At 63.4% G+C, this 25,124-nt stretch carries 9 protein-coding genes (1 of these 9 only partly in view); all 9 read right to left on the reverse strand.

Features of this window, described 5'->3' with window-relative positions:
* Positions 1-6,473 carry the beginning of a non-ribosomal peptide synthase/polyketide synthase gene (locus DTP52_RS15280; RefSeq protein WP_109754096.1) on the reverse strand. Its footprint begins 11,329 nt before the window's first position, so only the first 6,473 of its 17,802 coding nucleotides appear in the window; its start codon is at positions 6,471-6,473; the stop codon falls past the left edge of the window.
* Positions 6,470-16,078 (reverse strand): non-ribosomal peptide synthetase, encoded by a 9,609-nt coding sequence (locus DTP52_RS15285; protein ID WP_158285166.1) that lies wholly within the window; start codon positions 16,076-16,078, stop codon positions 6,470-6,472. Before DTP52_RS15285 ends, DTP52_RS15280 begins: the two co-directional genes overlap by 4 nt.
* Positions 16,079-16,530: 452 nt before the next feature.
* On the reverse strand, positions 16,531-17,817 hold the full coding sequence (locus DTP52_RS15290) for a TIGR02270 family protein (RefSeq protein ID WP_109754098.1): 1,287 nt from the start codon (positions 17,815-17,817) through the stop codon (positions 16,531-16,533).
* 37 nt (positions 17,818-17,854) lie between these two features.
* Positions 17,855-18,763, reverse strand: a complete 909-nt coding sequence (locus DTP52_RS15295; protein WP_109754099.1) for a hypothetical protein — start codon at positions 18,761-18,763, stop codon at positions 17,855-17,857.
* Between the two features lie 10 nt (positions 18,764-18,773).
* Positions 18,774-19,856, reverse strand: a complete 1,083-nt coding sequence (locus DTP52_RS15300; protein WP_109754100.1) for a PAAR-like domain-containing protein — start codon at positions 19,854-19,856, stop codon at positions 18,774-18,776.
* Complete coding sequence (locus DTP52_RS15305) at positions 19,856-20,893, reverse strand: hypothetical protein (RefSeq protein WP_109754101.1); 1,038 nt, start codon at positions 20,891-20,893, stop codon at positions 19,856-19,858. The genes DTP52_RS15300 and DTP52_RS15305 overlap by 1 nt, the downstream gene beginning before the upstream one ends.
* Positions 20,890-22,005 (reverse strand): DUF2169 domain-containing protein, encoded by a 1,116-nt coding sequence (locus DTP52_RS15310; RefSeq protein WP_109754102.1) that lies wholly within the window; start codon positions 22,003-22,005, stop codon positions 20,890-20,892. Before DTP52_RS15310 ends, DTP52_RS15305 begins: the two co-directional genes overlap by 4 nt.
* Positions 22,006-22,020: 15 nt before the next feature.
* Positions 22,021-22,479, reverse strand: coding sequence for a DUF6484 domain-containing protein (locus DTP52_RS15315; protein WP_109754103.1), 459 nt, complete (start codon positions 22,477-22,479; stop codon positions 22,021-22,023).
* A gap of 16 nt (positions 22,480-22,495) precedes the next feature.
* On the reverse strand, positions 22,496-24,721 hold the full coding sequence (locus DTP52_RS15320; RefSeq protein ID WP_109754104.1) for a type VI secretion system Vgr family protein: 2,226 nt from the start codon (positions 24,719-24,721) through the stop codon (positions 22,496-22,498).
* Positions 24,722-25,124: the final 403 nt, after the last annotated feature.

A 25,124-nucleotide genomic window follows, 5' to 3' on the forward strand; every position in this document is an offset into this window, starting at 1 on the left:
CAGTCTTCGGCACGCATGTGTTCGACCAGTTGCACCGCCAGCAGCGAGTGCCCACCCAGGGCAAAGAAGTTGTCCTGGCGTCCCACGTGCGGCACGCCAAGGACCTGGGCCCAAAGCTCGGCCAGGCGGGTTTCCACTGGCCCTTGCGGCGCCTCGTAGCGTTGCTGGGCGAAATGATTTTCGGCGGGGTCGGGCAGGGCACGACGGTCCAGTTTGCCGTTGGCGGTCAGGGCAAAACTGTCCACCTGGACGAAGGCCGCGGGCAGCATGTAGTCCGGCAGCACGGCGGCCAGGCGCGTGCGCAATTCGCTCGGTTCCTGGGCTGTGGTGGCGGTGAAATAGGCCAGCAGACGTTGCTGGGCATCGGCCAGGACCACGGCTTCGCTCACCTCGGGCAAGGCCTTGAGCTGCGCTTCGATCTCGCCCAGTTCGATGCGAAAGCCACGGATCTTGACCTGGAAGTCGTTACGTCCCAGGAACATCAGCACACCGTCGGCGCGCCAGCGAGCCAAGTCGCCGGTGCGATACAGACGCGAGCCCGGCTGGAACGGGTTGGGCACGAAGCGTTGTTCGCTCAGTTGCGGCTGGTTCAAGTAGCCCAGGGCCAACCCGTCACCGCCGATGTACAGCTCGCCAGCGACGCCAATGGGCAGCGGACGGCGCTGTTCGTCGAGCACGTAGACCTGGGTGTTGCCGATGGGTTTGCCGATGGGAATATCGCCGTTCAGAGCGTCTTCAAGGGTGATGCGGTGGGTGGTGGCAAAAGTAGTGCTTTCGGTCGGCCCATAGCCGTTGAGCAGATGTTGGGGCGGCGAGTGGCGCAGCACCTGGGCGATGCGCCGAGGGTCGAGCACATCGCCGCCGACCATCAGGTAGCGCAGGTTGCGAAATGCCGGGGCCAAGGGTTCGGCAAACTGATGAAAGAGCCCGGCGGTGAGCCACAGCACGCTGACTTCATGGTGCAGCAGATGCTCATTGAAACGCGCAACGTCGAGCAGGGTATCGCGTGGGCAGACCACCAGGCAGCCGCCGTTGAGCAATGCGCCCCAGATCTCCAGGGTGCTGGCATCGAACGCCGGGTTGGCGGCCAGGGCAATCCGGTCCTGGGCGTTGAACTCGGCGAAACCGTTGTTGCGCACCAGCCGGGTAACCGCACGGTGGGGGACTTGCACACCCTTGGGCGCGCCAGTGGAGCCGGAGGTATACATGATGTAGGCGGTCGCTTCGGCAGACACCGAGGGATGCTGGCGCGGCGTGGCGAGAGAGCCCTGGGCCAGGGTGTTTTCCCAGGCTGCCAAGGCCAGGTGTCGGACCGTCGGGTCGAGCACGCTCGAGGGCGGTTCGTCGGTGAGCAACCAGGCACTGCCGCAATCGTGCAGTAGGGTACGTTGCCGCTCCAGCGGGGTGGCCGTGTCGATGGGCACATAGGCTGCGCCGTTTTTCAGAATCGCCAGGATTGTCGCGACCAGACGCGGGCCACGGTCCAGGCGCAGGGCCACCCGATCACCCGGTCGCACGCCGTGTTCGGCCAGCCAGTTCGCCAGTTGTTCGGCGTAATGGTCGAGCTGACGATAGCTTAGCGAGTGGTCGCCATCCTGCACCGCCGTCGCCTCGGGGCGGCGCTGTACCTGGGCCTCGAATAACGTGTGTAGCGACTCGCTTGACGGGTAATCGAGGGCGCTGGCATTGAAGGCATGCAGCACGTGTTCGCGCTCGGCTGCGCCGAGAATCGACAGCCCATCGAGGGGTTGCTGGTCATCGTCGACCATGGCCTGCAACGTGGCGCACAGGGCCTGCCAATGCCGCTGCACGGTGCTGGCCTCGAACAGCGCCGTAGCATAGGTCAACCGACCGCCAATCACGCCGTCGCGTTCGTGCAGGTTCAGGGTCAGGTCGAATTTGGCGCTGTCTTCGTCGGTGCTCAGCGGCGTCAATTCCAGGGCGCCCAGCGCCAGGCTCGGTTGCGGAGCGTTCTGCCAGGCGAACATGACCTGGAAGATCGGGCTGTGGGCCAGCGAACGGCTTGGATTCAAGGCCTCGACCAGATGCTCGAAGGCGACCTCCTGATGGGCCTGGGCGTCCAGCGCGGTGCGCCGCACCTGGGCGAGCAGTTGCGCAACCTGACCGGCCTCGTCGAGCCGTACACGCAACGCTTGGGTGTTGACGAAAAAGCCGATCAGCGGCTCGACTTCGGCACGGGTCCGGTTCGCCAGCACCGAGCCGATCACCAGGTCATTCTGCCCGGACAACCGCGCCAGCACGATCGACCAGGCGGCCAGGACGGTCATGAACAAGGTGCTGCCGTGCCGGTCGCTCAGCTGTTTGATGGACTGGACCAAACCTGCGTCGATGCTGACTTCCAGGCTGGCACCGGTGAAATCCTGGTGCGCCGGACGTGGCCGGTCCAAGGTCAGGTTCAACAGTGGCGGGGCGTCTTCGAGCTGGGTGCGCCAGTAAGCCAGTTGTTCGGCGATTCGTTGCGCCTGGCGCGGTGAGCGTTGCCACAGGGCGTAGTCGGCGTACTGGATGGCCAGCGGCGGCAGCGGGTCGGCCTGGTCCAGGACAAAGGCCCGGTACAGTTCGGTCAGTTCGCGGGTGAGTACCCCCAGCGACCAGGCATCGCCGACGATGTGGTGCAAGGTGACCAGCAGGACGTGCTCCTGTTCGGCCAGGCGCAACAGGCGCGCGCGAATCAACGGGCCGCGCGCCAGGTCGAATGGCGCCTGTGCTTCGGCGGCGCAGCGGGCCTGGAATATCGCCTGTGGCTGGCCGCGCAGGTCTTCGTTGGGCATGACGAAGGCCTGCGGTGGGGCGATGACCTGGACCGGTTCACCACCTTCGGACACGAAACGGGTGCGCAAGGCTTCATGCCGCTCAACGATGCGCGACAGTGCAGCGCGCAATGCCGATTCGTGTAACGCTCCGCGCAAATGCAGACCACCGGCCATGTGGTAGGCGGCGCTGGCCTGGGCATCCAGGTGGGCGATAAACCACAAGCGCTGCTGGGCAAACGACAGCGGCAGCCGTGCGGGCCGCGCAACGGCCGGGATGGGCGCCGCACCGTATTGTCCGGACGCGGCCAAGGCTTCGATAGCCTGGGCCTGACGCTGCAGGGTTGGCTGGTCGAACACGCAGGCCAGCGGTAGCTCGATCCGCAGTTGCTGACGCAGTTGGGAAATCAACTGCACTGCCAGCAGTGAATGGCCGCCAACTTGGAAAAAATGCTCGTCCCGACCGACCCGTGGCAACCCCAACAAACGGCTCCAAATGGCCGCCAACTGGATTTCCAGTGGGCCTTGGGGCGGTTCGAAGTGCCCGGGCGCGCCCTGCTCGGGCGCGGGCAGGGCGCTGCGATCGAGCTTGCCATTGGGCGTCAGCGGCAAGGCCGACAAGGCGACGTAAGCGCTGGGCTGCATGTACTCCGGCAGGCCAGCGGCCAGGGCGTCGCGCAGTTGTACCTCGGACACCGACACGCCTGGCTGGGCCACCCAGTACGCCACCAGGCGTGGGTCCCCGGCCACATCTTCCCGAGCGATCACCACAGCGTGCTGCACGCCCGACACCCGGCCCAGGGCCGCTTCGATTTCCCCCAGCTCGATGCGATAGCCACGCACCTTGACCTGGAAGTCGTTGCGCCCCAGGTAGAGGAGCTGACCCTCGGCGGTCCAGCGGCCCAGGTCTCCGGTGCGGTATATCCTTGCGCCGGGCTGGGTGGCGAACGGGTCCTCCAGGAAGCGCTCTGCGCTCAGTGCTGGCCGATTCAGGTAGCCACGGGCGACCCCGGCGCCGCCGATATAGAGCTCCCCGACCACGCCCAGCGGTACCAACTGCCGATGGGCATCGAGGATGTACACCTGGGTGTTGTCCAGCGGCCGTCCGATACCGGGCACGAAACCCTGCTCGCGGCTCATCGATACCCAGGTCGAATACGTGGTGGTTTCCGAAGGACCGTACAGGTTGCACAGGCGCTGCACCGCGCTGTGGGCGAACACTTGCTCGACCTGGCTCTGCTTGAGGGGCTCGCCGGCCAGGTTGACCACACGCGTCGAGGCCGGGATCGCCTGGGCACCGACCAGCGCGTCAAGCGCCGAAGGCACGCTGTTGATCAACGTCACCGGCACCGGGCAGTCGAGCAAGGCCAGGGCATTGCGGGCCACGTGCAAGGTCGCACCAGCGGCCAGAGGGACGAAATACTCGAACACCGCCAGGTCGAAGTTGATCGAAGTGGCAAACAGGCTGTCCCGCAGGCTGACCGCGTCGAATGCGTGCAGCGCCCAGTTCAACAAGTTGCAGGCGTTGCGGTGCTCGATCATCACGCCCTTGGGTGTGCCCGTGGACCCTGAGGTGTAGATCACGTAGGCCAGGTGCGCGCTGGTCAGGCCCAGGCTAGCTGGGTCGGGGTTGTCGCTGGGGAGTTCGGCCAGGCTGGCCTGGGTATGGGGGTCGTCCAGGCACAGCAGCTCGCAACCGCTGGGCGCTGAAACGCTGGATTGCAGGGCGCGAAGTGTCAACAGTGCCCGCGGCGCGCTGTCTTCGAGCATGTGCAGCAAACGTTCCCGGGGATACGCCGGATCCAACGGCACATAGGCGGCGCCGGCCTTGAGAATCCCGAGCAGGGCGATCAGCAGGTGCGGGCCGCGTTCCAGACAGATCGCGACACGGCTGTCCGGCTCGACCCCGGCCTGCAATAGACGGTGCGCCAACCGGTTGGCCTGGGCATTGAGCTGCCCATAGGTCAGCGGACTCGAGCCATCGGCGGCCTCGAAACGTGCGGCGATGGCTTGTGGTTGCCGCTCGGCCTGTTGCTCCAGTGCCAGGTGCAGCAAGCCCGGGCCAGGAAGGGCGCGGGTGGTGGCGTTGAAGGTGCGTAACAGCCGTTCCTGTTGCGCACCAGGCAACACCGAAAGTTGGCACGCCAGAGTCTGTGGATGCCGTTCGAGGGCCTCCAGCAGGTTCTGCAGCGCTGTGTTGAGCCAGTCGAGCACCGGTTCGGCACCGACCTGGGCGTCGATTTGCAGGCTCAGCGAAAAACCTTCGCCCAGATCGTCCACTGACAAGTTGAATGGGTAGTTGGTGCGTTCCTCGCCCCCCAGTACGCGCATGCCGGCCAGCATTGGGGCGTGCTCGGTGGCAGTGCTATGCCGGTAGTTGAGCAACGCCGAGAACAGCGGCGTGCCACTGGGCAAGGCACTGCAACGCTGGGCCAGGCCGAGGGGCGCGTGCTCGTGGGCAATCAACCGACTGAGCAGCGCGTGGGTGTCGCGCAGCGCCTGTTCCACCGGCACCTCCAGGCGCACCCGCAATGGCAGGGTATTGATGAACAGCCCCATGGCGGTCGCGGCTTCGCCGGCGCCGAGCAAACGACCGAACATCACCGTGCCGAACACCACATCGTCGCGGCCGCTGGTCTTGCCCAGGACCAGGGCCCAGGCCAGGTGCAACAGACTGGCGCTACTGACGCCCAGGTTGCGTGCGAGCAGACGGATCCGGCGACTCAGATCGATCGCCAGCGGTGCCTCCAGGGTCTGGACCTGGCTGCCATCGCCGCGTACGTCGAGCAGCCCGCACGGTGCGGTGGGTTCATCGATATCGCCCAGCAGTTCGGTGAAGAACGCGGCATGTTGCGCTTCGCTCAGCCCCTGGCGAGCGCGCAGCACGAAATCGCGGAACGGCTGTGGTGGTTGCAGTTCGGCCAGCCGACCTTGCTGGATCGCCGCGACCTCCCGAACCAGCCGTTCCAGCGAGGTGTGGTCCATCACCGCGTGGTGGTGCAACAGTTGCAACAGCCAGCGTCCGGCGCGTGGGTCCTCGGCGGCCACCGCGCGCATCAAGGGCGCCTGGCGCAGGTCCAGGCGCCGCTGCCGTGGATCGGTGTGGGCGCGCAATGCAGCCTCGACATCGGCCTGGGCGGGGTTGATCAGTTCCAGCGCCAGCGGCGCCTGGCGCCAGACCACCTGCACCGGTTCATCGAGGCCCTCCCAGGCCAAGGCGGTGCGCAGGATGTCATGGCGGGCGATGGCTTGGTTGAGCGCGTCCATGAAGCGCTGCAAACAGGGCTCGTCGTCGAAGGCCAGCAGCACGTTGAGCAGATAGGTGTCGCCGCGCTGTTGAAGCAGGTGATGAAACAGAATGCCCGCTTGCAAGGGCACCAGTGGGTAGATGTCCTGGATATTGGCGGCGCCGCCTGGTACGCCGGCGACGATGCTGGCGAGCTGGGCTTCGTCCAACTGGCAGAGGTCGAACATCGCCGGGGTAATGTGCGTGGTGCCCTTGGGCAATCCGCTCTCGAGGGGCGGTAGTGCGACAGGTTGGCGCAAGGCTTCGATCAGTGCCGGTTTGTGGCTGCGCAGCAGCGCGATCAGCTCCTGGTCGGCCAGGACCTGGTCGTCGGCCACCACCGATAATTGATCGCCACGCAATGACAGGGTCACGCCACGTTGTTTGAGCAGAGCCAGCAGTTGAGCCGCAGTCACAGGAGCATCTCCTTCAAAGGGGTAGTGGCCGCGGCCAGACCTGCCAGGGTCGGGGCGGTGAACAGTTGGCTGATATCCACCCGCAAGCGGTGTTTGCGCATGCGTTCGACCAGACTCATGGCGATCAACGAGTGACCGCCCAGGGCGAAGAAATTGTCGTGGCGACCGACCCGCTCGACATTCAGCAGCTCGCACCAGAGCGCCGCCAGGGTGATCTCCACCTCGCCTTGGGGGGCTTCATAGTGCGTTTGCACGTAGGCCTGGGCGTCAGGTTCAGGCAGGGCGTTGCGGTCGAGCTTGCCGTTGGCGGTCAGCGGCAAGCTGTCCAGGCGCACATACGCGCTAGGCAGCATGTAATCGGGCAAGCGTTCACCGAGGGTGGTGCGTGCCTGGCTCGGGGTTGGCAGGGCCGAGCCCTGAAGGTAGGCGACCAGGCGCGTCACGCCATGGCGGTCGGCGCGCCCCACCACCACGGCCTGGCGCACGCCGGGCAGCGCCAGTAGGTGGCTTTCGATTTCACCCAGCTCGATGCGGTGCCCATGGATCTTCACTTGAAAGTCCGTGCGCCCCAAGTAGCTGAGGCTGCCGTCCAGCTCCCAGCGTCCGAGGTCGCCGGTGCGATAGAGCCGCGCGCCCGGCTGGCGGGTAAACGGGTCGACAATGAAGCGCTCGCGGGTCAGGTCCTCGCGTTGCCAGTAACCACGGGCCACGCCATAGCCACCAATATGAATTTCCCCTGCCACCCCCAACGGCGCGCGTCGGCCATGGCCATCGAGCACCTGCACCTGGGTATTGGGCAGCGGCTGGCCGAGGCTTGGCTGCGAATGGTGATCGAGCCAGGCGCTGGTGGTGTCGACCGTGCATTCGGTGGGGCCGTAGACGTTCAACACCCGTACCTCGTGCTCGCTGGCCAACTGCGTCCACAACTCGCTGGGCACCGCTTCGCCGCCGAGCAGGATGCGCCGCGGCAACGGTACGGCCGATGCCAGCGTTTGTCGGTGCTTGAGCAAGGCCTGCATCTGGCTTGGAGTGCAATCGAATACAGTGACCTGCTGGGCGCTCAGGTAGCCGAGCAAGGCGCCGGCATCCAGGCGCACACGTTTGGGGACCAGCACCAGGCAGTGGCCACTCAGCCATTGGCAGAGCTGCTGCACCGAGGCATCGAAGGCGACCGAGGCGTTGAGTGAGCAGCGTGTGCCGGGCGGCAGATCGTCCAGGCGTTGGCGCAACCCGGCCCAGAGGTTGAGCACCGAGCGGTGTTCGACCATGACGCCTTTGGGCTGTCCGGTGGAACCGGAGGTGTAGATCAGGTAGGCCAGGTCGCTGGGTTGCTGACCCAGCGCGGCGCCATCGGGGTTGTCTGCGCAGGCCTGTTGCCAGGCCGCGAGCCCTTGCGATTGTGCATCGAGGCTGAGCAACGGTCTGCCGTCGAAAGACGGTAGCCGGTCGCGCAGGTGTTCCTGGGTAAGCAGGGCGGCCGGGGCGCTGTCGCTGAGCATGTAAGCCAGGCGTGTCACCGGGTAGTCCGGATCCAGCGGTACATAGGCGCAACCGGCTTTCCACACGGCCAGCAGGGCGATCGCCAGATGGGCCTCGCGTTCCAGGCAGACCGCGATGCGCTTGCCGCGCTGTATACCCATCGCGAGCAGATGATGGGCCAGGCGATTGGCCTGTTGGTTGAGCTGACGAAAGCTCAGGGCCTGGTGTTCGTCGATGACCGCCAGGGCGTCCGGGCTGCGCGCGGCCTGTTCGGCAAAGCGTTGTTGCAAGGTCGCGTCGGGGGCCTGCGCGGCGAGCGGTGGGTTGAGGCGGTCCAATTGCGCCTTTTCTTCGTCAGGCAGCACGCACAATTGCAGCACGGAGGTATCGCCGGCTTGCTCCAGCGCTTCCACCAACGCAACCAAGGCTTGTTGCATGAACCCGACGAGCCGGGCCGGGGCGTGTCCGGGGTGGGTCTGGGCGGTCAGTTGGAAACCTTCGCCCAGGTCGTCCACTGCCAGGTTGAACGGATAATGGGTGCGCTCTTCGCTGTGCAACAAGCTCATTCCCGGCATGGCCTGGCGCAGGTCCGCCTGCTCGGCATGGCTGTAGCGGTAATTGAACAACGCGCTGAACAGCGCGGTGCCCGCCGGCATGGCGCTGCAACGCTGGGCCAAGGCCAGCGGGGTCTGCTCGTGGCTCAGCAAACCGTTCAACGCATGCTGCACCCGGGCCAGCACTACCTGCACACCGTCATCCAGGCGCACGCGCAACGGCAAGGTGTTGATGAACAGCCCCACGGTCCGGTCCGCGTGGGCTCCGGCCTGCAGGCGCCCGAACAGGACCGTGCCGAAGACCACGTCATCGCGCCCGCTGAGGTGACTCAAGACCAACGCCCAGGCCAAGTGACAGACACTGGCCGCGCTCACCCCGTGGGCGCTGGCCTGTTGACGCAAGCACCGCGCCAGTTCGGCTGGCAGCGCTTGCCGGTGTTCCAGGGCCTGCCAGCGCGGATCGGTTTCCAGGTCGATGGCAAAGGGCAGGGTGGGTTCCTCCAGGTCTCCCAACTGTTCGCTGAAAAATGTCCGCGCAGCCGCCACGACGTGCGCCTGTCGCGCCTGGGCCACCAAGCCGCGGGTGCTGGTGGGTGGCGGCAAGTCCGCCTGGCGGGCGCCTTCGATCAAGGCGATCTCCTCGATCATCAGCTCCAGCGAGGTGTGATCCACCACTACGTGATGATGCAGCAGCAACAGCAACCAGCGCTCATGGACGGCATCGAACGCCACCCGCGCCTCGATCAGCGGTGCCTGGCACAAGTCGAGCCGGTAATGGCGGGGATCGGCGCTGGCCTGCAATTGCCCGGCGACGTCGTCACCGCTGAACAACAGACGACGAGGCACGAAGGCCACCTGGCGCAAGACCACTTGCAGGGGTTCGTCCAAGTCTTCCCAGAGCACCAGGGTACGCAAGGCGTCATGCCGGGCGATGACCTGCTCCAATGCGGCGCAAAAGCCTTGCAGGTATGCCTCGTCGGTAAACGCCAACAGGCTGCGCAACACGTAGCGATCCCCGGCGCTTTGCGCGCGATGGTGATAGAGCATGCCTTCCTGCAAAGGGCCCAGCGGATAGATATCCTGGATGTTGGCGGCACCGCCGGGGACCCGGGCCGCGATCAGGTCGATCTGGGCCTGGGGCAACTCGACCAGGTCGAGCATCGGCGGGGTGATCCGTGAGCAAGGGGTAGGAATGCGCGTGACACTGGCTTCAGGCGCGGCGCCAGTGCCGAGTGTCTCCAGGCGCTGGGCCAAGGTGGCGAGGGTCGGACGTTCGAAAATGCTGCGAATGTCCAGGTCCCAGCCGTTGCGCCGCAGTTGTTCGAGCAGTTGTACCGCCAACAACGAGTGCCCGCCGAGGCTGAAGAAGTCATCCTCGCGACCGATGTCCGGTTCACCGAGTATCTGCGTCCAGATCGCTGCCAGGCGCCGTTCGGTGTCCCCGCGTGGCACCTGTTTGGCGTGGCCAGCGGACGCTGCGGCAGGCGCTGGCAAAGCTTGGCGATCGAGTTTGCCGTTGGGTGTCAGTGGCAGGTGAGTCAGGACGACACATGCGCTGGGCAGCATGTAGTCCGGCAAACGGCTTTCCAGATGAGCGCGGACTTCGGCCAGATCCGGGGCAGGGCTGGCGGGGTCATGGGGCACCAGGTAGGCGACCAGGCGCGAGTCGCCGGAAGGGCCGGGTTGGGCCAATACCACCGCTTCGCGCAGGTCCGGCATGCCGAGCAATTGGGCTTCGATCTCACCCAGTTCGATGCGAAAGCCGCGTACCTTGACCTGGAAATCGTTACGCCCCAGGTATTCCAAGTGACCATCGGCACGCCAGCGCCCCAGATCACCCGTGCGGTACATGCGCGCGTCGGGCGCGGTGACAAAAGGGTCGGGTAGAAACCGCTCGGCGCTCAGCTCCGGCCGGTTCAGGTAGCCGCGCGCCACGCCCGCGCCGCCTATGTAGATTTCCCCGGCCACCCCCAGCGGCACCGGCTGGCGATGCCGATCGAGCAGGTATACGCGGGTGTTGTCCAGCGGTCGGCCGATGCCGGCTACGTAGCCTTCTTCGCGACGCATCGACAGCCAGGTCGAGTAGGTGGTGGTTTCCGTCGGTCCGTAGAGGTTGCAAACCCGACGCGTGGCGCTCTGGGCGAACAGTTGTTCCACCAGGCGCGCCTTGAGCGGTTCGCCGGCCAGGTTGACGACTCGGGTCGCGCCGGGGATGGCGCCGATCCTGAGCAGCTCCTCGACCGCCGACGGTACGCTGTTGATCAGCGATACGGCGCTGGGCTGCGAAACCAGGGCCAAGGCATTGTCGACCAGTTGCAGGGCCGCGCCGGCGGCCAAGGGGACAAAGCATTCGAACACCGCCAGGTCGAAATTGATCGAGGTGGCGAACAGGCTGCGTTGCAGTTCATCCGTCTCGAAGCTGCGCAGGGCCCAGTGCAGCAGGTTGCAGGCGTTTCGGTGTTCGATCATCACGCCCTTGGGCAGTCCGGTCGAGCCGGATGTGTAGATCACATAGGCCAGGTGCGCCGCGTGCAGGCCGTTGACGTCGGGATTTTCCATCGGCAAGGCGGACAACTGCGCTTGCAACGCCGGGTCGTCCAGCTCCCAGCGCTCGGTCGTCGGCGTGGTCGGTAGCCGACCTCGAAGTGACTGGCTGCTCAGGACCATGCGCGGCGCGCTGTCTTCGAGCATGTGCAGCAGGCGTGCCGGCGGGTAAGTAGGGTCCAGGGGCACGTAGGCGCCGCCGGCCTTCAAGATGGCCAGCAAGGCGACCAGCAGGTGCGGGCCGCGCTCCAGACAGATCGCCACCCGATCATCGGGGCGCAGGCCGGACGCCAGCAAGGCATGGGCCAGTTGGTTGGCCTGGCGGTTGAGCTGGCCATAGGTGAGCGTCGTGGTACCGGCGGTTGCGGTTGCAACATACGCGACCACGGCGTCGGGGCGCAACGCGGCCTGCTGTTCGAAAGGTTGTTGCAGCATGGTCTCGCGTGGGTGCGGCTGATGGGTCGCGTTGAACCCTTCCAGCACCTGTTCGCGTTGCCTCGCGGGCAAGCTGTCGAGTGTGCAGGCAAGGGTCATCGGCGCCGTTTCCAAGGTCTGCGCAACCACCCACAGGGCTTGGACCATATGCGCCAGGACCGCTTCGGCGCAGACCGAACGCTGGATTTGCGCGGTCAGGGCAAACCCGTCGCCCAAGTCATCGACAGACAGGCAGAACGGGTAGTTGCTGCGTTCCTCGCTGCCCAGCACCTGGATCCCTGGCAGGTTGAATTCCGGGCGTGCCGAGTGCTGGGCCTGGCTGTGGCGGAAGTTCAGCAGGGCCGTGAACAGCGGCGCCTGGGCCGGCAAGGCGCTGCAACGTTGTGCCAGGGCCAGGGGCGCGTGTTCATGGGCGAGTAATTCGATCAGCCGTGTATGGATCTGATGCAACGCAGTGTGCAGCGGCGTGTCGAGGTCGATGCGCAGTGGCAGGGTGTTGATGAACATGCCCAGGGCCCGATCGACCTGCTGGCCCCCGGTGAAACGCCCGAACAGCACCGTGCCGAAGACGACGTCGTCACGGCCACTGGTCTTGCCGACCAGCATCGCCCAGGCCAGGTGGAACAGGCTGGCGACGCCCACCCCTTGGGTCTTGGCCAGGCGCCGCAAGCGCAGAGACAAGGCCGGTTCGAGCTGACACTGCGCCTCGCGATTGTCACGGCCCGTGCCTTGGATATCGTGCAGACCATAGGGCAGGGTCGGCTCGTCAACGTCGCCAAGCAGTCGCTGGAAATATGCCTCGGCACTCGCTTGACGCCGAGGCTCGCGGGCCTGGGCCACGAACGGGCGAAATGGCACGCTAGGCGGTAGCCGATGATCGGGATCGAGCATCAAGGCGCGGACTTCGGCAAATAGCAGGCCCAGGGTGGCATGGTCGATGGCCAGGTGGTGGTGGACCAATTGCAACTGCCACTGTTGCCGGGGTGCGTCGAAGCGCGTGAACGCCTGCGCCAACGGCGCGCGACGAATGTCCAGTGCACGCTCGGCAAAGGTTTCCCCATCGGTGAGGTGGACCACGGGCAGACGGGCAGTGCGCCAGACCACTTGCACCGGCTCGTCCAGGCCCTCCCAGAGCACAGCGCTGCGCAGGATGTCATGGCGGGCAATCACTTGGTCGAACGCTGCGATGAACCCTTGCAGGCGCTCGCGGCTGTCGAAGGCGAGGGTGGCTCGCAGCAGGTAGGCATCGTCCGTGGGCTGCAGCAAGTGTTGGAACAGCAGGCCTTCCTGCAACGGCGCGAGGGGGTAGATGTCCTGCACGTTGGCGATGCCGCCGTCGACGCTGGCGACGATGCGATCGATCTGCGCTTGGGGTAGGTTCACCAGCGGCACATGTTCTGGGGTGATGCGGACACAGTGCGGCGGGATGGACGCTATTACCGGTTCGCCGGCCTCGACGGGCTCGCCGGGGTGTTCCAGCGCCAGGGCCAGGTTGAGCAAGTTGCTGGCGTTGAACAACGTTCCGACATCCAGGCTCCAGCCCTGTACGCGTAATTGTTCGACCAATTGCACCGCCATCAACGAGTGCCCACCGAGGGCAAAGAAGTTGTCCTGGCGCCCCACGCGCGGCACGCCGAGGACCTGGGCCCAAAGCTCGGCCAGGCGGGTTTCCACTGGCCCTTGCGGCGCTTCGTAGCGTTGTTGGGCGAAATGATTTTCGTCGGGTTCGGGCAGGGCGCGACGGTCCAGCTTGCCGTTGGCGGTCAGGGCAAAACTGTCCACTTGCACGAAGGCTGCTGGCAGCATGTAGTCTGGCAGCACGGCGGCCAGGCGCGCGCGCAACTCGCTCGGTTCCTGGGCCGTGGTGGCGGTGAAATAGGCCAGCAAACGTTGCTGGGCATCGGCCATGACCACGGCTTCGCTCACCTCGGGCAAGGCCTTGAGCTGCACTTCGATCTCGCCCAGTTCGATGCGAAAGCCACGGATCTTGACCTGGAAATCGTTACGCCCCAGGAACATCAGCACACCGTCGGCGCGCCAGCGAGCCAGGTCGCCGGTGCGATACAGACGCGAGCCCGGCTGGAACGGGTTGGGCACGAAGCGTTGTTCGCTCAGTTGCGGCTGGTTCAAGTAACCCAGGGCCAACCCGTCACCGCCGATGTACAGCTCGCCAGCAACGCCAATGGGCAGCGGACGGCGCTGTTCATTGAGCACGTAGACCTGGGTGTTGCCGATGGGTTTGCCGATGGGGATATCGCCGTTCAGGGCGTCTTCAAGGGTGATGCGGTGGGTGGTGGCGAAGGTGGTGCTTTCGGTCGGCCCGTAGCCGTTGAGCAGGTGTTGGGGCGGCGAATGGCGCAGCACCTGGGCGATGCGCCGAGGGTCGAGCACATCGCCGCCGACCATCAGGTAGCGCAGGTTGCGAAACGCCGGGGCCAAGGGTTCGGCGAACTGATGAAAGAGCCCGGCGGTGAGCCACAGCACGCTGACTTCGTGGTGCAGCAGATGCTCATTGAAGCGCGCAGCGTCGAGCAGGGTGTCGCGCGGGCAGACCACCAGGCAGCCGCCGTTGAGCAATGCGCCCCAGATTTCCAGGGTACTGGCATCGAACGCCGGGTTGGCGGCCAGGGCAATCCGGTCCTGGGCGTTGAACTCGGCGAAACCGTTGTTGCGTACCAGCCGGGTAACCGCACGGTGGGGTACTTGCACGCCCTTGGGCGCGCCAGTAGAACCAGAGGTGTACATGACGTAGGCGACGTCGCCTGCGCTATTCGTCAGTAGACGACTTGGGCCAGCGGTCGAATCTTCGTTCAAGGCCTCGACATCGATGACCTGGACGCCATCCTTCGGCGCTGGGCTGTCACCTGCGCTGAGCAGCCAAGCCGTGCCGCAATCCATCAACACTCGGGCTTGATGGGCGGCCGGGGCGTCTCGATCGATGGGCACATAGGCCGCGCCGAGCTTCAAGATCGCCAGGATCGACACGATCAGCGACGTGTCTCGAGCCATACACACTGCGACCTTGCTGCCGGTTTCGACGCCACTTGTCGCCAGGTGGCGAGCCAACCGTTCAGCGCGCTGATCGAGCTGGCGATAGCTCAGCGAGTGGTCGCCATCCAACACCGCCGTCGCCTCGGGTCGACGCTGTACCTGCGCCTCGAACAACATATGCAGTGGCTCATTGACGGGGTAGTCACGGGCGGTCGCGTTGAGTTTTTCAATGACCTGATGCCGTTCGGTGTCATCGAGCAACGGCCAATCGGCCAGGGCCCGGGTGGGGTCGGCGAGTACCTGCTCGGTCAAGTGTTCGAGCCGCCGCAGGTGCGCGGCGATCTGCTCGGCGTCGAACAGCCGCAGGTCGTAGTTGAACTCCAGGAGCGGTTCGGCTTGGGCCTCGTAGTCCCGCAGGTAGATGGCCAGCGGATAACGCTCGTAGCCGCTGTGCCAGGTGCGCAGCGAACAACGCGCCGACCCCAGGTTGACATCGCCGGGGTACTGCTCGACCGACAGCATCAGCTCAAACAGGTGGCCGGGATGTCCGGCCCGCGCGCGTAGCTCGCGATGCAAGGCTTGCAATGGATAGCGTTGGTGCCGATAGCTGCGCAGGGTCTGGCCGGCGACCTGTTGCACGGTCTGGATAAAGTTGGCGAGAGGATCGACCGCGACCGCCAATGGCAACACCGAAGAAAACATGCCCACGGTACGTTTTTGCAAGGCATTGGCGCGGTTATGCACCGGCAGACCGATGACCAGGCGCTCCCGTTGATCGGTCACCCGGCTGAAGTAAGCGGCCAGTAAGGCGCTCAGACAATGGCTCAGCGTAGCGCCCTGGGCTTTTGCCAGCTGGCTCAGAGCATCCAGGCGCCGTGTCCCCAATGGCCAGGTTGCCTGGGCGCTGACAGCATGAGCGGTTGCATTGGGCTGTGGCTGGCGTTGTACGCTCGGCGACCGGGCGGTCTGGAACAACGGTTCCGGCAGCGCCGCAAACTGCTCCAGCCAGTATTCACGGGCCTTGTCGTAGCGCGACGAGCGCAGGTAATCCTGGTCCCTGGCCGCAAAGGTTCGGTAGCCTTCGGCCAGTTCGGGGTCCAGCACCGGTTGTTCACCACGCAGCAACTGATCGTAGGCCGCACTAACGGCCTGGCCGACCAGGCCCACCGAAGTGCCATCGCAGATCAGGTGGTGATACCGGCTGTTCCACAGGGCCTCGGTGTCGGACAACTGAAACCATTCCATGCCCCACAACGGTTGCTCATAAAGTGCGAACGGCGTGCGATTCAGTTGCGTGATAGTGGCCAGGGCCTTGGCGCGTACCTCGGGCTCGCCGCGCCAGTCATGGTAGGCGAAAGGCGCCTCCAGGTCGGTGGCTACCCGCTGCTGCGCATGCCCGTCGCTTTCGCTGAAGATCAGCCGCAACGCATCGTGTTGAGCGATTACCACCCGCACCGCAGCGGCAAATACCGTAAGGTCCACCGCACCGTGGACCTGCACCGTGACGCCGATGTTGTAGGAGGGGATATCGGGTGATAACAACTGGTCGAGCCAGACGGATTGCTGCGTGGAGCTTAACGAAAAGCATCGCGGTTCGATCATGACACGTCCATGTAATGTGAGGGCTGGTGCAAGCTGGTTCCATGAGACTGGAGCCGGCAGTCGCTCGCGGCACATTTCCTTGCCAGAGGAGCGTCAGGAAGGACTGTTCATTGATGCGACGTCCTATGACTGCTCCGGTTTTTGCCGCGCGCTTAGGCTAGGACGCTATGACTGAGCGGTCAACCGTTGAAAAACGGGAGACGAAGAGAGATGTGATGTCCGATGCGACCATCGGTCAAGGCCCAAAGCCCACGGATTAAAAGGCCTGGAAGATGCGCGCATTCCCTGGGAGATCGCTGTTTTAGCGACCGAAACGTAGGATAATTATTTGGCATATTTCCTACATTTTGTAGGCTTCTCCACCAAAAATCGTTGCTATCCTGCCGCGCCTCAGGCCACAAAACCCCGGAGTCGCAGCCGAGCGGGGCCAAAAAATGCCCGCCGGTACAGGATTAGCTCGGTGGTTTCGTGCCGCTGATGTTCGATACGGCGTTGACCGCTGCCAACCACCTCTTTTGCCGCCAGGCCGGCGCGCTAGTGGGAAACAGCACTTCGTTTGGCCGATAGCGGGCGAGGCCGCAGGCGGCGGCGATGCGCTGGCGTTGCTGGCCGTGGACAAGGGCTTGCTGAAAACTGTGTTCGCTATGGGCCAAACCCAGCATATAACGCGTACCCATCTGGAATTGTCCGCCGTTGGCTTGCCACCATTTTTCGATTGCCTGCGGGTCGGGCCAGGGCAGGTTCTCATCGGGGTCCATCGCGACATTGGGATCTTCAGGGTTGTCGTTCGGGCCCGCATCGAAATCCGGCAGGGCCTGCAGTTCCAGATCAAGCAACGCCAGGTCAGCGCCAGTGATCAGGCTGAAGGCTTCGCCGGCGACACGGGCAAAGGGCAGGTCGCTCATCTGTTGGATCAACCAGGGCACGCAGACCGGATCGCCCAGCAGCCCAAGGGCCTCGATGCCGATGCGCCGATCCCGGGGATCCTGTACCCACTGGCGTATCCAGGCGATGCTGGGCTCGCGTTCCTGCCAGGCCAGCAGCACACAGAGCGCGCGGTATTGAAATTCGCCCGGTTGTTCGGCGAATGAGCGCAGAGGCTCCAAGGCCTGCTGATCGCCCATTTGGGTGGTGGCCCAGTTGGCCCAGAAGCGCGTGGCGGCGTCTTCATGCTGGCGGTGGGCACGAATCACCGGCAGCAGGTCACGCCGGCGCAGTTCGCCAGCCGTGCGCGCGGCACGTGCCAGCACGCTGGGGTCGGCATCGGAAAGTCCGGCCAGCAGGGCGGGGCCTGGGTCGTGGCGATGCATGCCGCAGGCGGCGAGGCCGAGGCGGCGGAACAGCGGGGCAGGGGCGGCGAGCATGCGCTCGATCCAGGGCGATATCCGCTCCCAGTCGAGCCAGCCCAAGGCCATCAGATAACCGCGCTCCGTTTCCATGGCCGTGCGCAAATGTTCGCTGAGCCGCGACAGCACGTTCGCATCGGCCGCCTCGAAAGCCAGCACCACACTGGCGAACATCTCGCCGATGGCGTGCGGGCCGAGCTGGGCCAATAGAGTTTGCAGGCCGTCAGGGGTTGCGATGCGCAAGCCATCAAGGTGGGCGTCAAGGCGGTTATCGAGTTTGTCGAGGTGCTCGATGTCGTAGTGCGGTGCGCGCAGGGCATAGTCGCGCAGGACCACGAGGAAGCTGGCTTCTTCGGCGTGCTGCTCGACCACCCGGGACAGCGAGTTGTTCATGAACCAAGCATCGCAATGATCGAGGTGGCGGGCAAACTCATGTGTTGTGCGGGCATATCACCCGCTCCCACTGATTGCCATCAAACTTGAGTATGTCGTCAACACCAAAGGAGTACAGCAGTCCATCACGGGCATCAAGTTTATGGGCGCCGGGAGGGGGTATAAGGCCCGTATCGATGTCGAAGAAGTCCTGCCCATCATATCGAACGATGCCGTGCACATGGGAAAGGTACAGATCCCCGTTGTACAACGCCATGTCCCAGAAATTCATGGTTCTTTCTGTGTCGATGACCTGCCATTGATCGCGGTTGCCTAGCAGCAACAGACCATCATTCCCGCATGCATAAACCTCCTCTTCACTCTTGCACCTTACGCATGACAGCGGGCGATTGGTTGGGGAGTCCAGGGTGCTCCAGTACGATCCGTCGTAGTACAGGATGAGGCCCTTTTCACCCACCGCATAGATATTGTCGTGCGACAGGCCATCCAGGCTTTCCAAGGTTGGAGAGCCTATTTTCGTTCCGGGAGGGCTCATGTTCGTCCATGCACCGTTTGAGTGACGATAAACCTGGGATGACTGGCCGCAGATGTACAACTGGTTCTCGACTTCTCTTATGCAAAGCAGCTCGCCAAGCCGACCTGTTTCGATGCGATGGTTTTCGAACTTTCCTCGAATGTTGTCCAGAGTGAAGTCCGCCGAGCCAGACCTCACATAACGAAGGTTGCCATTTCGTCCAAGCATCCAGAGGCTGTTGTCACTGCGTCTGAAGCAGACCGCCCCGATGACATCGTTGTCTACGTCGTTGTAGACCCAATTTCCATCGAAGCAGAAGGCGACCCTGGACATCTGTTCGTCCGGCAGGGAGTTGTACTGCGCAGGAATAACGATTGTGCCCGGCTTAACAATTAGGCCACAGGTGAAAAACAGGGAGTCTTCATTGTTCATGATGGCATCTCTATATCAAGGGGGCCGGGTTCTTCGGCTTCTTTTCAAGGGCGGGTGCGCGAACTTCCCCCCTGCGCATACTTGATTCCGGGCCAACGCCCAGGTCTGCGTGACCTTTGTCGATCTGAGCCTTCAGGCAGTTTTTATCGCAGCCCGTCTCATCGGCGACCGCTTGGGCCGAGAGGTCACTTATTTGCGCGTAGGTGAAATCATCACGACCGTCCAACATCGCATCTCGTTTGACCACGTACCCCCTACCGATACGTCCATGCTGCATGAGTTTTTCCGTCGGGCCTTGACGAGAGTTGTGGTCAGCGCCCTCTACACATATGCAGGGGGCCTTGTTGTGATCGTATGTCGGGACGAAAGGATCACCACGGACTTTCAGCTTCCCGGTTTTCGGATTGATGGGCCGGGGTGTCGATAAATCTGCTACCGGTACCGGGTGGTGCGGGGTCTTTCCCCCACATTTTGAACAGCGGGTTTTGGGCGAATTTGGTACCAGCATGCATTTGCGTGCTTCACAGCACGCGGGGCTTGTATTGTCGGCGGGGCCGGGTATTGCGCCGCGAGACAATGACTTGGCTGGCGGCGGGCAGGCCGCCTTTACTTTTTCCACGGTGCCTGACTTGACACAAGGGTTGTTGGGGTCGGCCATTGCTACCGCATCCAAATAGGGCCATGCCAGTGTGTTGGACGTTGAACCGTGGTTATGGGTGGTCAGGTCCATATTTCGTACGACGTTTTCAGCTTCAAATTTCACATTCATCGACCAGGCCGTGAAATAGACCTTCCCTTTGATCTTGCCGGTGATGATCCCCTTTTTCGGGGCATTGCCAGCCTCGTCCCCATAACTGGTCTTGAAATAGCTCTTATCCTTGAGCATGGCTTCCTTGCCACTGATCTTAACCGTTCGCGTGCCCTTGGTCGTATCCTTGGCCATGCCGGTATTGGGGTAGGGAATCGGCACCCCCAGCGGGGTGGGCGGGGCCTGGGGCGGGGTGAAGCAGACATCCGGGAAGCAGGCGATCGATTTGCCATCCGCCGCCTTGCAGGAAATTTCCATATTGTTGGCATACACCTCATTCGCCATTACGCAGCCCTCACAGTCTGGTAACTGAGCATCACGGCGGCGCGTTCGCCAGCGTCGTTGCCGAGGTGGCAGAAGATATTCGGTCCTTCGCCATAGCCCTTGCGACTGGCAGCCAGGGCCACGGCGAGCATGGCCGGGCCGATGGCGGCGCCGACTTCGCCAATGCAGTCGGCCGGGTGCCAGAGATGGAAGAACTCCTTGCGCACGCGCAGGGTTCGGCTGAGGGCCAAGGAGGCTTCCTTGAAGTAGTACTGCTCACCGGAGATGTCGGTGAGCCGATAATCCATCTGCTCCAACCCACAGCCGGCTTCGCTCAGGGCTGCGCGCACAGCTTGAGTCAGACCATCGGCGCGCAGGGGAATGTCTTCGGCCTCCACGGTGGCCTTCTCCACGCCGAACCCCAGCCCCATGCAGGCCAGTTGCGGCTCTTCACGGGCGACGGGGGCCGCCAGCACCACGGCGGCGGCGCCTTCGCCGGGGATAAAGCCGTTGGAGTTCTGGCTGGTGAGCAGGCGCTCGCGTTCTTCGAAGGCGGCCAACGTCGATGCGTTCAGAAAAGAGTCGACGCCGGCAATCAGTACGTGGCGATGGCCGCTCTGGTAGATCAGCGTGCGCGCATTCAGCAGGGCCACGGCGGCGCTGACCCGACCACGGGCGATGATGTAAGAGTCCGGATGAAAACGCAGGCCCAGTTCGGTTTCGATAGCCTGCAGCAACCCCTTGTCGAGGCCGGCGAGGCGGCCGGGGCGCTCGGCTTCGGCCAATCCCAGCAGTAGCGGGGTCTTTTCCGGGTCAACCCCAGGGGTGCTCTGTAACGCCTCGGCGATGGCGCGAGAGGCCATCTTGATCAGCTTGGGGCGGCCGCGCCAGGGCTGCTCCAGAGGTACGCTGGCGGCCATCAGCCATTCGCCACCCTGGTCGATGAAACGGGTTTCCTGGAAATTGTCGATGGCGCAGCGGATCGCCGCGCAGCTCGCGGGTGCACTGAGGCCGACAGCGCTGACCATGCCGGAGCCGATGATGCAAAGTGCGGTCATCCGTCCATCTCCTCGGGGGCGCGCCTGGCTTTTACCAGGGAGGAGAGCGACGGGTAGTAATCCTTGCCCAGTTCACGGGCGCGCCACCAACCCGTGGACATTGTGCCAACCAGCACCTGGGCGATCTCGAACAGGTTGCGCCGCAGGGGACGGGAAACACGCCAGGTCAGTTGCACCTGGCGCGCGTCTGTGTCGATCAGCAGGGTGTCGATTACCGCCTGCACAGTCTCATGGCCACCTTTTTTCAAGAAGAACGTCACCGGCACCTCCATTTCAGGGATGCGAAAGCCCGCGCGCTCTTGGGGCGTGAGGTTGAGCAGTAGCACGTCCTCGCCGCCACGCAGGTAAGGAATCTGCTGATCGTCAGGGGCTGCCTGGAAGTAGCGACGGTCGAAATCTTGCGGGAGAAACGGAAAGCAGTCGGCCAGCCAGGCCTCGTCGTAGGTACCGGCGAAACGGGCACGTTGTGGCCAGCTACGACCGATGGGGCCGAGGGCCATGGGGCGAAAATCGCCGGAGGGGCTGTCGATCGGCTTGCCCAGTTCTTCCGTATTCGGCATTGGCTTGTAAGCGACTTCAGCACTGTCGATGCTGCCTGGAAACCAACCGCAACCGCTTGGATTGTCCGGGTAGCAATGACGCATATCCGGATTCTTGGCCATGGGATGGGAGCCTCCGTAGGCCTGGGCATAGGAGATGTCCTGCTGGGTAAAGGGTTGCGGTAAACCGGGAGATACCCCCAATAGCCCCGGTTGCCATTGTCGGGGGCCGAGGACGGAAAAGGCTTTGCTCATCTGCCCGACGCGAATGCCCGCGGCCAGCTGCGTCACGGGCCGCCCGCCTGGGGCATAGGCCTTGCCGCGTACCAGCACATCGCAGAATGGCTTGACCGGGGCGAAGTCCATTTCCTGCAGCGGGGCGCTGAGGCCCGGCTCGCCGAGGAAGGTGTCGGCCATCAGCAGCAGTTGCTGGGTGTCGGCGAGGGTTGCCGCACGGCCGTCCAGCGGTAAATCAAACGTGCCTTTGGCCACGATCACCAGGGATTCGCGACCATCGGGCTCCAGGCCCTGGGTGTAGGCCGCAAACAGTTTGCTGGCGTTGAGCAGCTCCATGAGTCGACTACCTGTCTAGTTGATCTGCACCGAACCGCCCTTGATGCGGTTCACGCCGGATGACCGGTTCGAAAGATAGGTCCCACGGATCAGCACCTTGCCCTCACGCGTGAGGGTAATGCTCGCCTTACCGCAGCGCAGGACGATTTCCCGCTCTGCCGTGAACTCCAAGCGCTCGCCGTCCAGGTGGGCGACGGCTGGCGTGGCGGTTTGCGGCAGGCGCTGGATGCGACCGATCACCAGCGGCCGGGTCAAATCGCCGGCCTCGAACATCAGTGCGACCTGGGCGCCGATGTCTTCACGGGCGAGCGGGGTGGTGGTGCGCGCGGCGAGGCCCGTTTCGCCGGGGCAGCCAGGGAAGGCCACCACCGGGGCATCTGCCCCGGGCACATCCAGCAGCACCCCAATCACGACGCCATCCACGCGCGCGGGCGTGGCGGTAGAGGAAACGGGGAAATGATATTCAACGGTCATGGCGCCCACTCCGTGGCTAGTTCTGCAGGATTTTCTGGCCTTTGACGACCACGTTTTTGTTGGCCTTGATGTTGATGGCGCCGGATCCGTCGATGGTGATGTTCTTGCCGCTGATCACAATGGTGCCGTCCTTCTTCATGGTGATGCTGGCCGCGCCCGTGGTCAGGCTGATGGAGTCACCAGCGTTGAGGGAGAAGTGCTTGCCCACATCCAGGCTGTCGTTCTGCTTGATGCTCGTGCTGCGGTTCTGAGCGACATCGCGGGACTCGTTCTGGCCGATCTGGGTACTCTGGTTGCCGTTGATCTCGATCCCTTCGTTGCCCTGGACCGTTTCGTTGCGGTTGCCGCTGATGCCGATGGTCTCGTTGCCACCCACGTCCTCGGTGCGGTTGCTGGCGATGCTGATTTTTTCGTTCGCACCGACTTTTTCCGTGCGGTCGGCACCGATGGTGATGGTCTCGTTACTGCCCACGCTCTCGGTGCGATTGGCACCAATAGTGATTTTCTCGTTGCTGCCAACATCCTCGGTGCGGTTCACGCCAATGGAGATGGTTTCGTTGTTGCCGACCTTTTCCTTGCGGTCCACACCGATGGTGATGGTTTCGTTGTTATCGACGGTTTCGGTGCGGTCGTGTTTGACGTGCACGGTTTCGTCGTTGTCGATGGTCTTGCTGCGGTCATGACCGACCCAGTGGGTCTCGTCGTTCTCGACCTCGATGTCCTGGTTCTTCTCGGCGTGGATAAACAGTTGCTCGGCGCCTTTCTTGTCCTCCATGCGGATTTCATTGAAGTTGGCCGGTGAGCCGCCCTTGCTCGAACGGCTTTTCACCCCGCTCTGGGTGGCGTTGGCCGGCAGCGCATAGGGCACGGTCTGTTCGGCGTTGTAGACGCGGCCGGTGATGATCGGACGATCCGGATCGCCCTCCAGGAAGCTGACGATGACTTCCTGACCGATCCGCGGGAGCTGCACCGAGCCCCAATTCTTCCCGGCCCAAGCCTGGGACACGCGAATCCAGCAGGAGCTGTTTTCGTTGGATTGGTCATGGCGATCCCAATGGAAATGCACCTTGACCCGGCCATACTGGTCGGTCCAGATCTCCTCGCCACTGGGGCCGACCACCACGGCAGTCTGCGGCCCGCGGACAATGGGCATGGGCGTGAGGGGGAGAGGGCGGAAGGCCTGGTTGGCATCCATGCAGTCCAGTTCGCTGACGAACTGTTCGGCGATATCCGACTGTCCGCTTTCATAGGCTTCCTGACGGATCTGATAACGGGCGACCACCACGAGGTATTCGCGGTTCTGGTCCGCGCGGTCATAGCCCGTCAGCGTGAACATATGGCCGCAACCCAGCCCGCGAGCGCGACCGCGCAACTGCACACGCTCGAACTGGCTGTGAATAGCCTCGATGCGGGTGCGCGCGTAGTGCTCGCCATCGTTGCTCTGTACGTACTCACCGGGATAGTCATAGAGCGGATGGTCGCCGTTGCTGTGGTTGCGCGGCACACTGGAGCGCACCTCAAGGCTGGCGCGAGGGCGTAGGAAGTCGTAGTCGTTCAGCGCCAGCGAACCGGGTTGTACTTCCCGGGCCAGTTGCCAGTCGTAGAAATGATCACGCTCGCGCATTTGTCGATCGGGCGGATAAAAGGGCACTGATTCATAGTCCGCCGCAGTGGTGTGAGCGCCATAGGCATCGGCCAATACCAGGACATGCCGCGATTTCTCATGGCGAAAGTAGTAATAGATGCCTTCCTGCTCCATCAGCCGACTGACGAAGTCGAAGCTGGTTTCGCGGTACTGCACGCAATATTCCCACTCGCGGTAACTGCCGCTGAGGCCGTCTTCGAAATCGGAGAAACCGAGGTCGCGAAACACCTGCTTGATGATGTCCGGCACCGTCTTGTTCTGGAAAATCCGACAATCCGAGGTGCGCGTGAGCAGCCAGAACCAGGGACGCAAGCTGATCCGGTAACCGGCGAACTGGCCGTGGCCGGTCAATTGCCGGCAACTGCAGACAATGCCGTGAAAGTAGCGTTTGCCGCCGTCGTACAGCTCCAGGGTCAGGCCCATCGGCTTGCCCAGCAACTGGTCGAACGTGATTGCTCGGTCTTCGGAAGTCAGGTCCAACTCGTAGTGGAACAACCGTCCCAACTCTTCGCTACCTTCCATGCCTTGCAGCAACAGCACATCTTCGCCGAGAGGACTGTCGACCTGCACCAAGCGATTGTTTTGCGTGATTGCCATGAACGGCTTCCTGTGGCTCGTATTCGGGCGTCAGTCAGCCTTAAGGAAGGCGGCGTCGGATCCAGGGTTGTCGCCACAGGAAGGGCCAGGGGAAGTCGAGTCCAACAACTGCTGCCTATCCACCACGAAGGTGATCTCCATATCGGCCTCGCAATCCTCTTTATTCAACAGGAACCTGAGGGGTTTCAAGATTTTAAGATAGGTGAGCTAAGGTCGTTTATTTAGTTTCTTTAGCTATTTATTTAATTCCAAATATGCATAAGAGATGATGCGGATTAACAAGCACATCGTCCCGGATCATTGCCGGAACCCGTTGAAAAAGCCCCCGGCATCCATGTGCCTGCGAATTGGTTCCGCATGCGCCCGCATTGGCTGTCTGAAGGTCGAGGCGGATAGCCAAAGC

Source organism: Pseudomonas sp. 43mfcvi1.1, assembly GCF_900115935.1.
GTDB classification, from domain to species: domain Bacteria; phylum Pseudomonadota; class Gammaproteobacteria; order Pseudomonadales; family Pseudomonadaceae; genus Aquipseudomonas; species Aquipseudomonas bijieensis.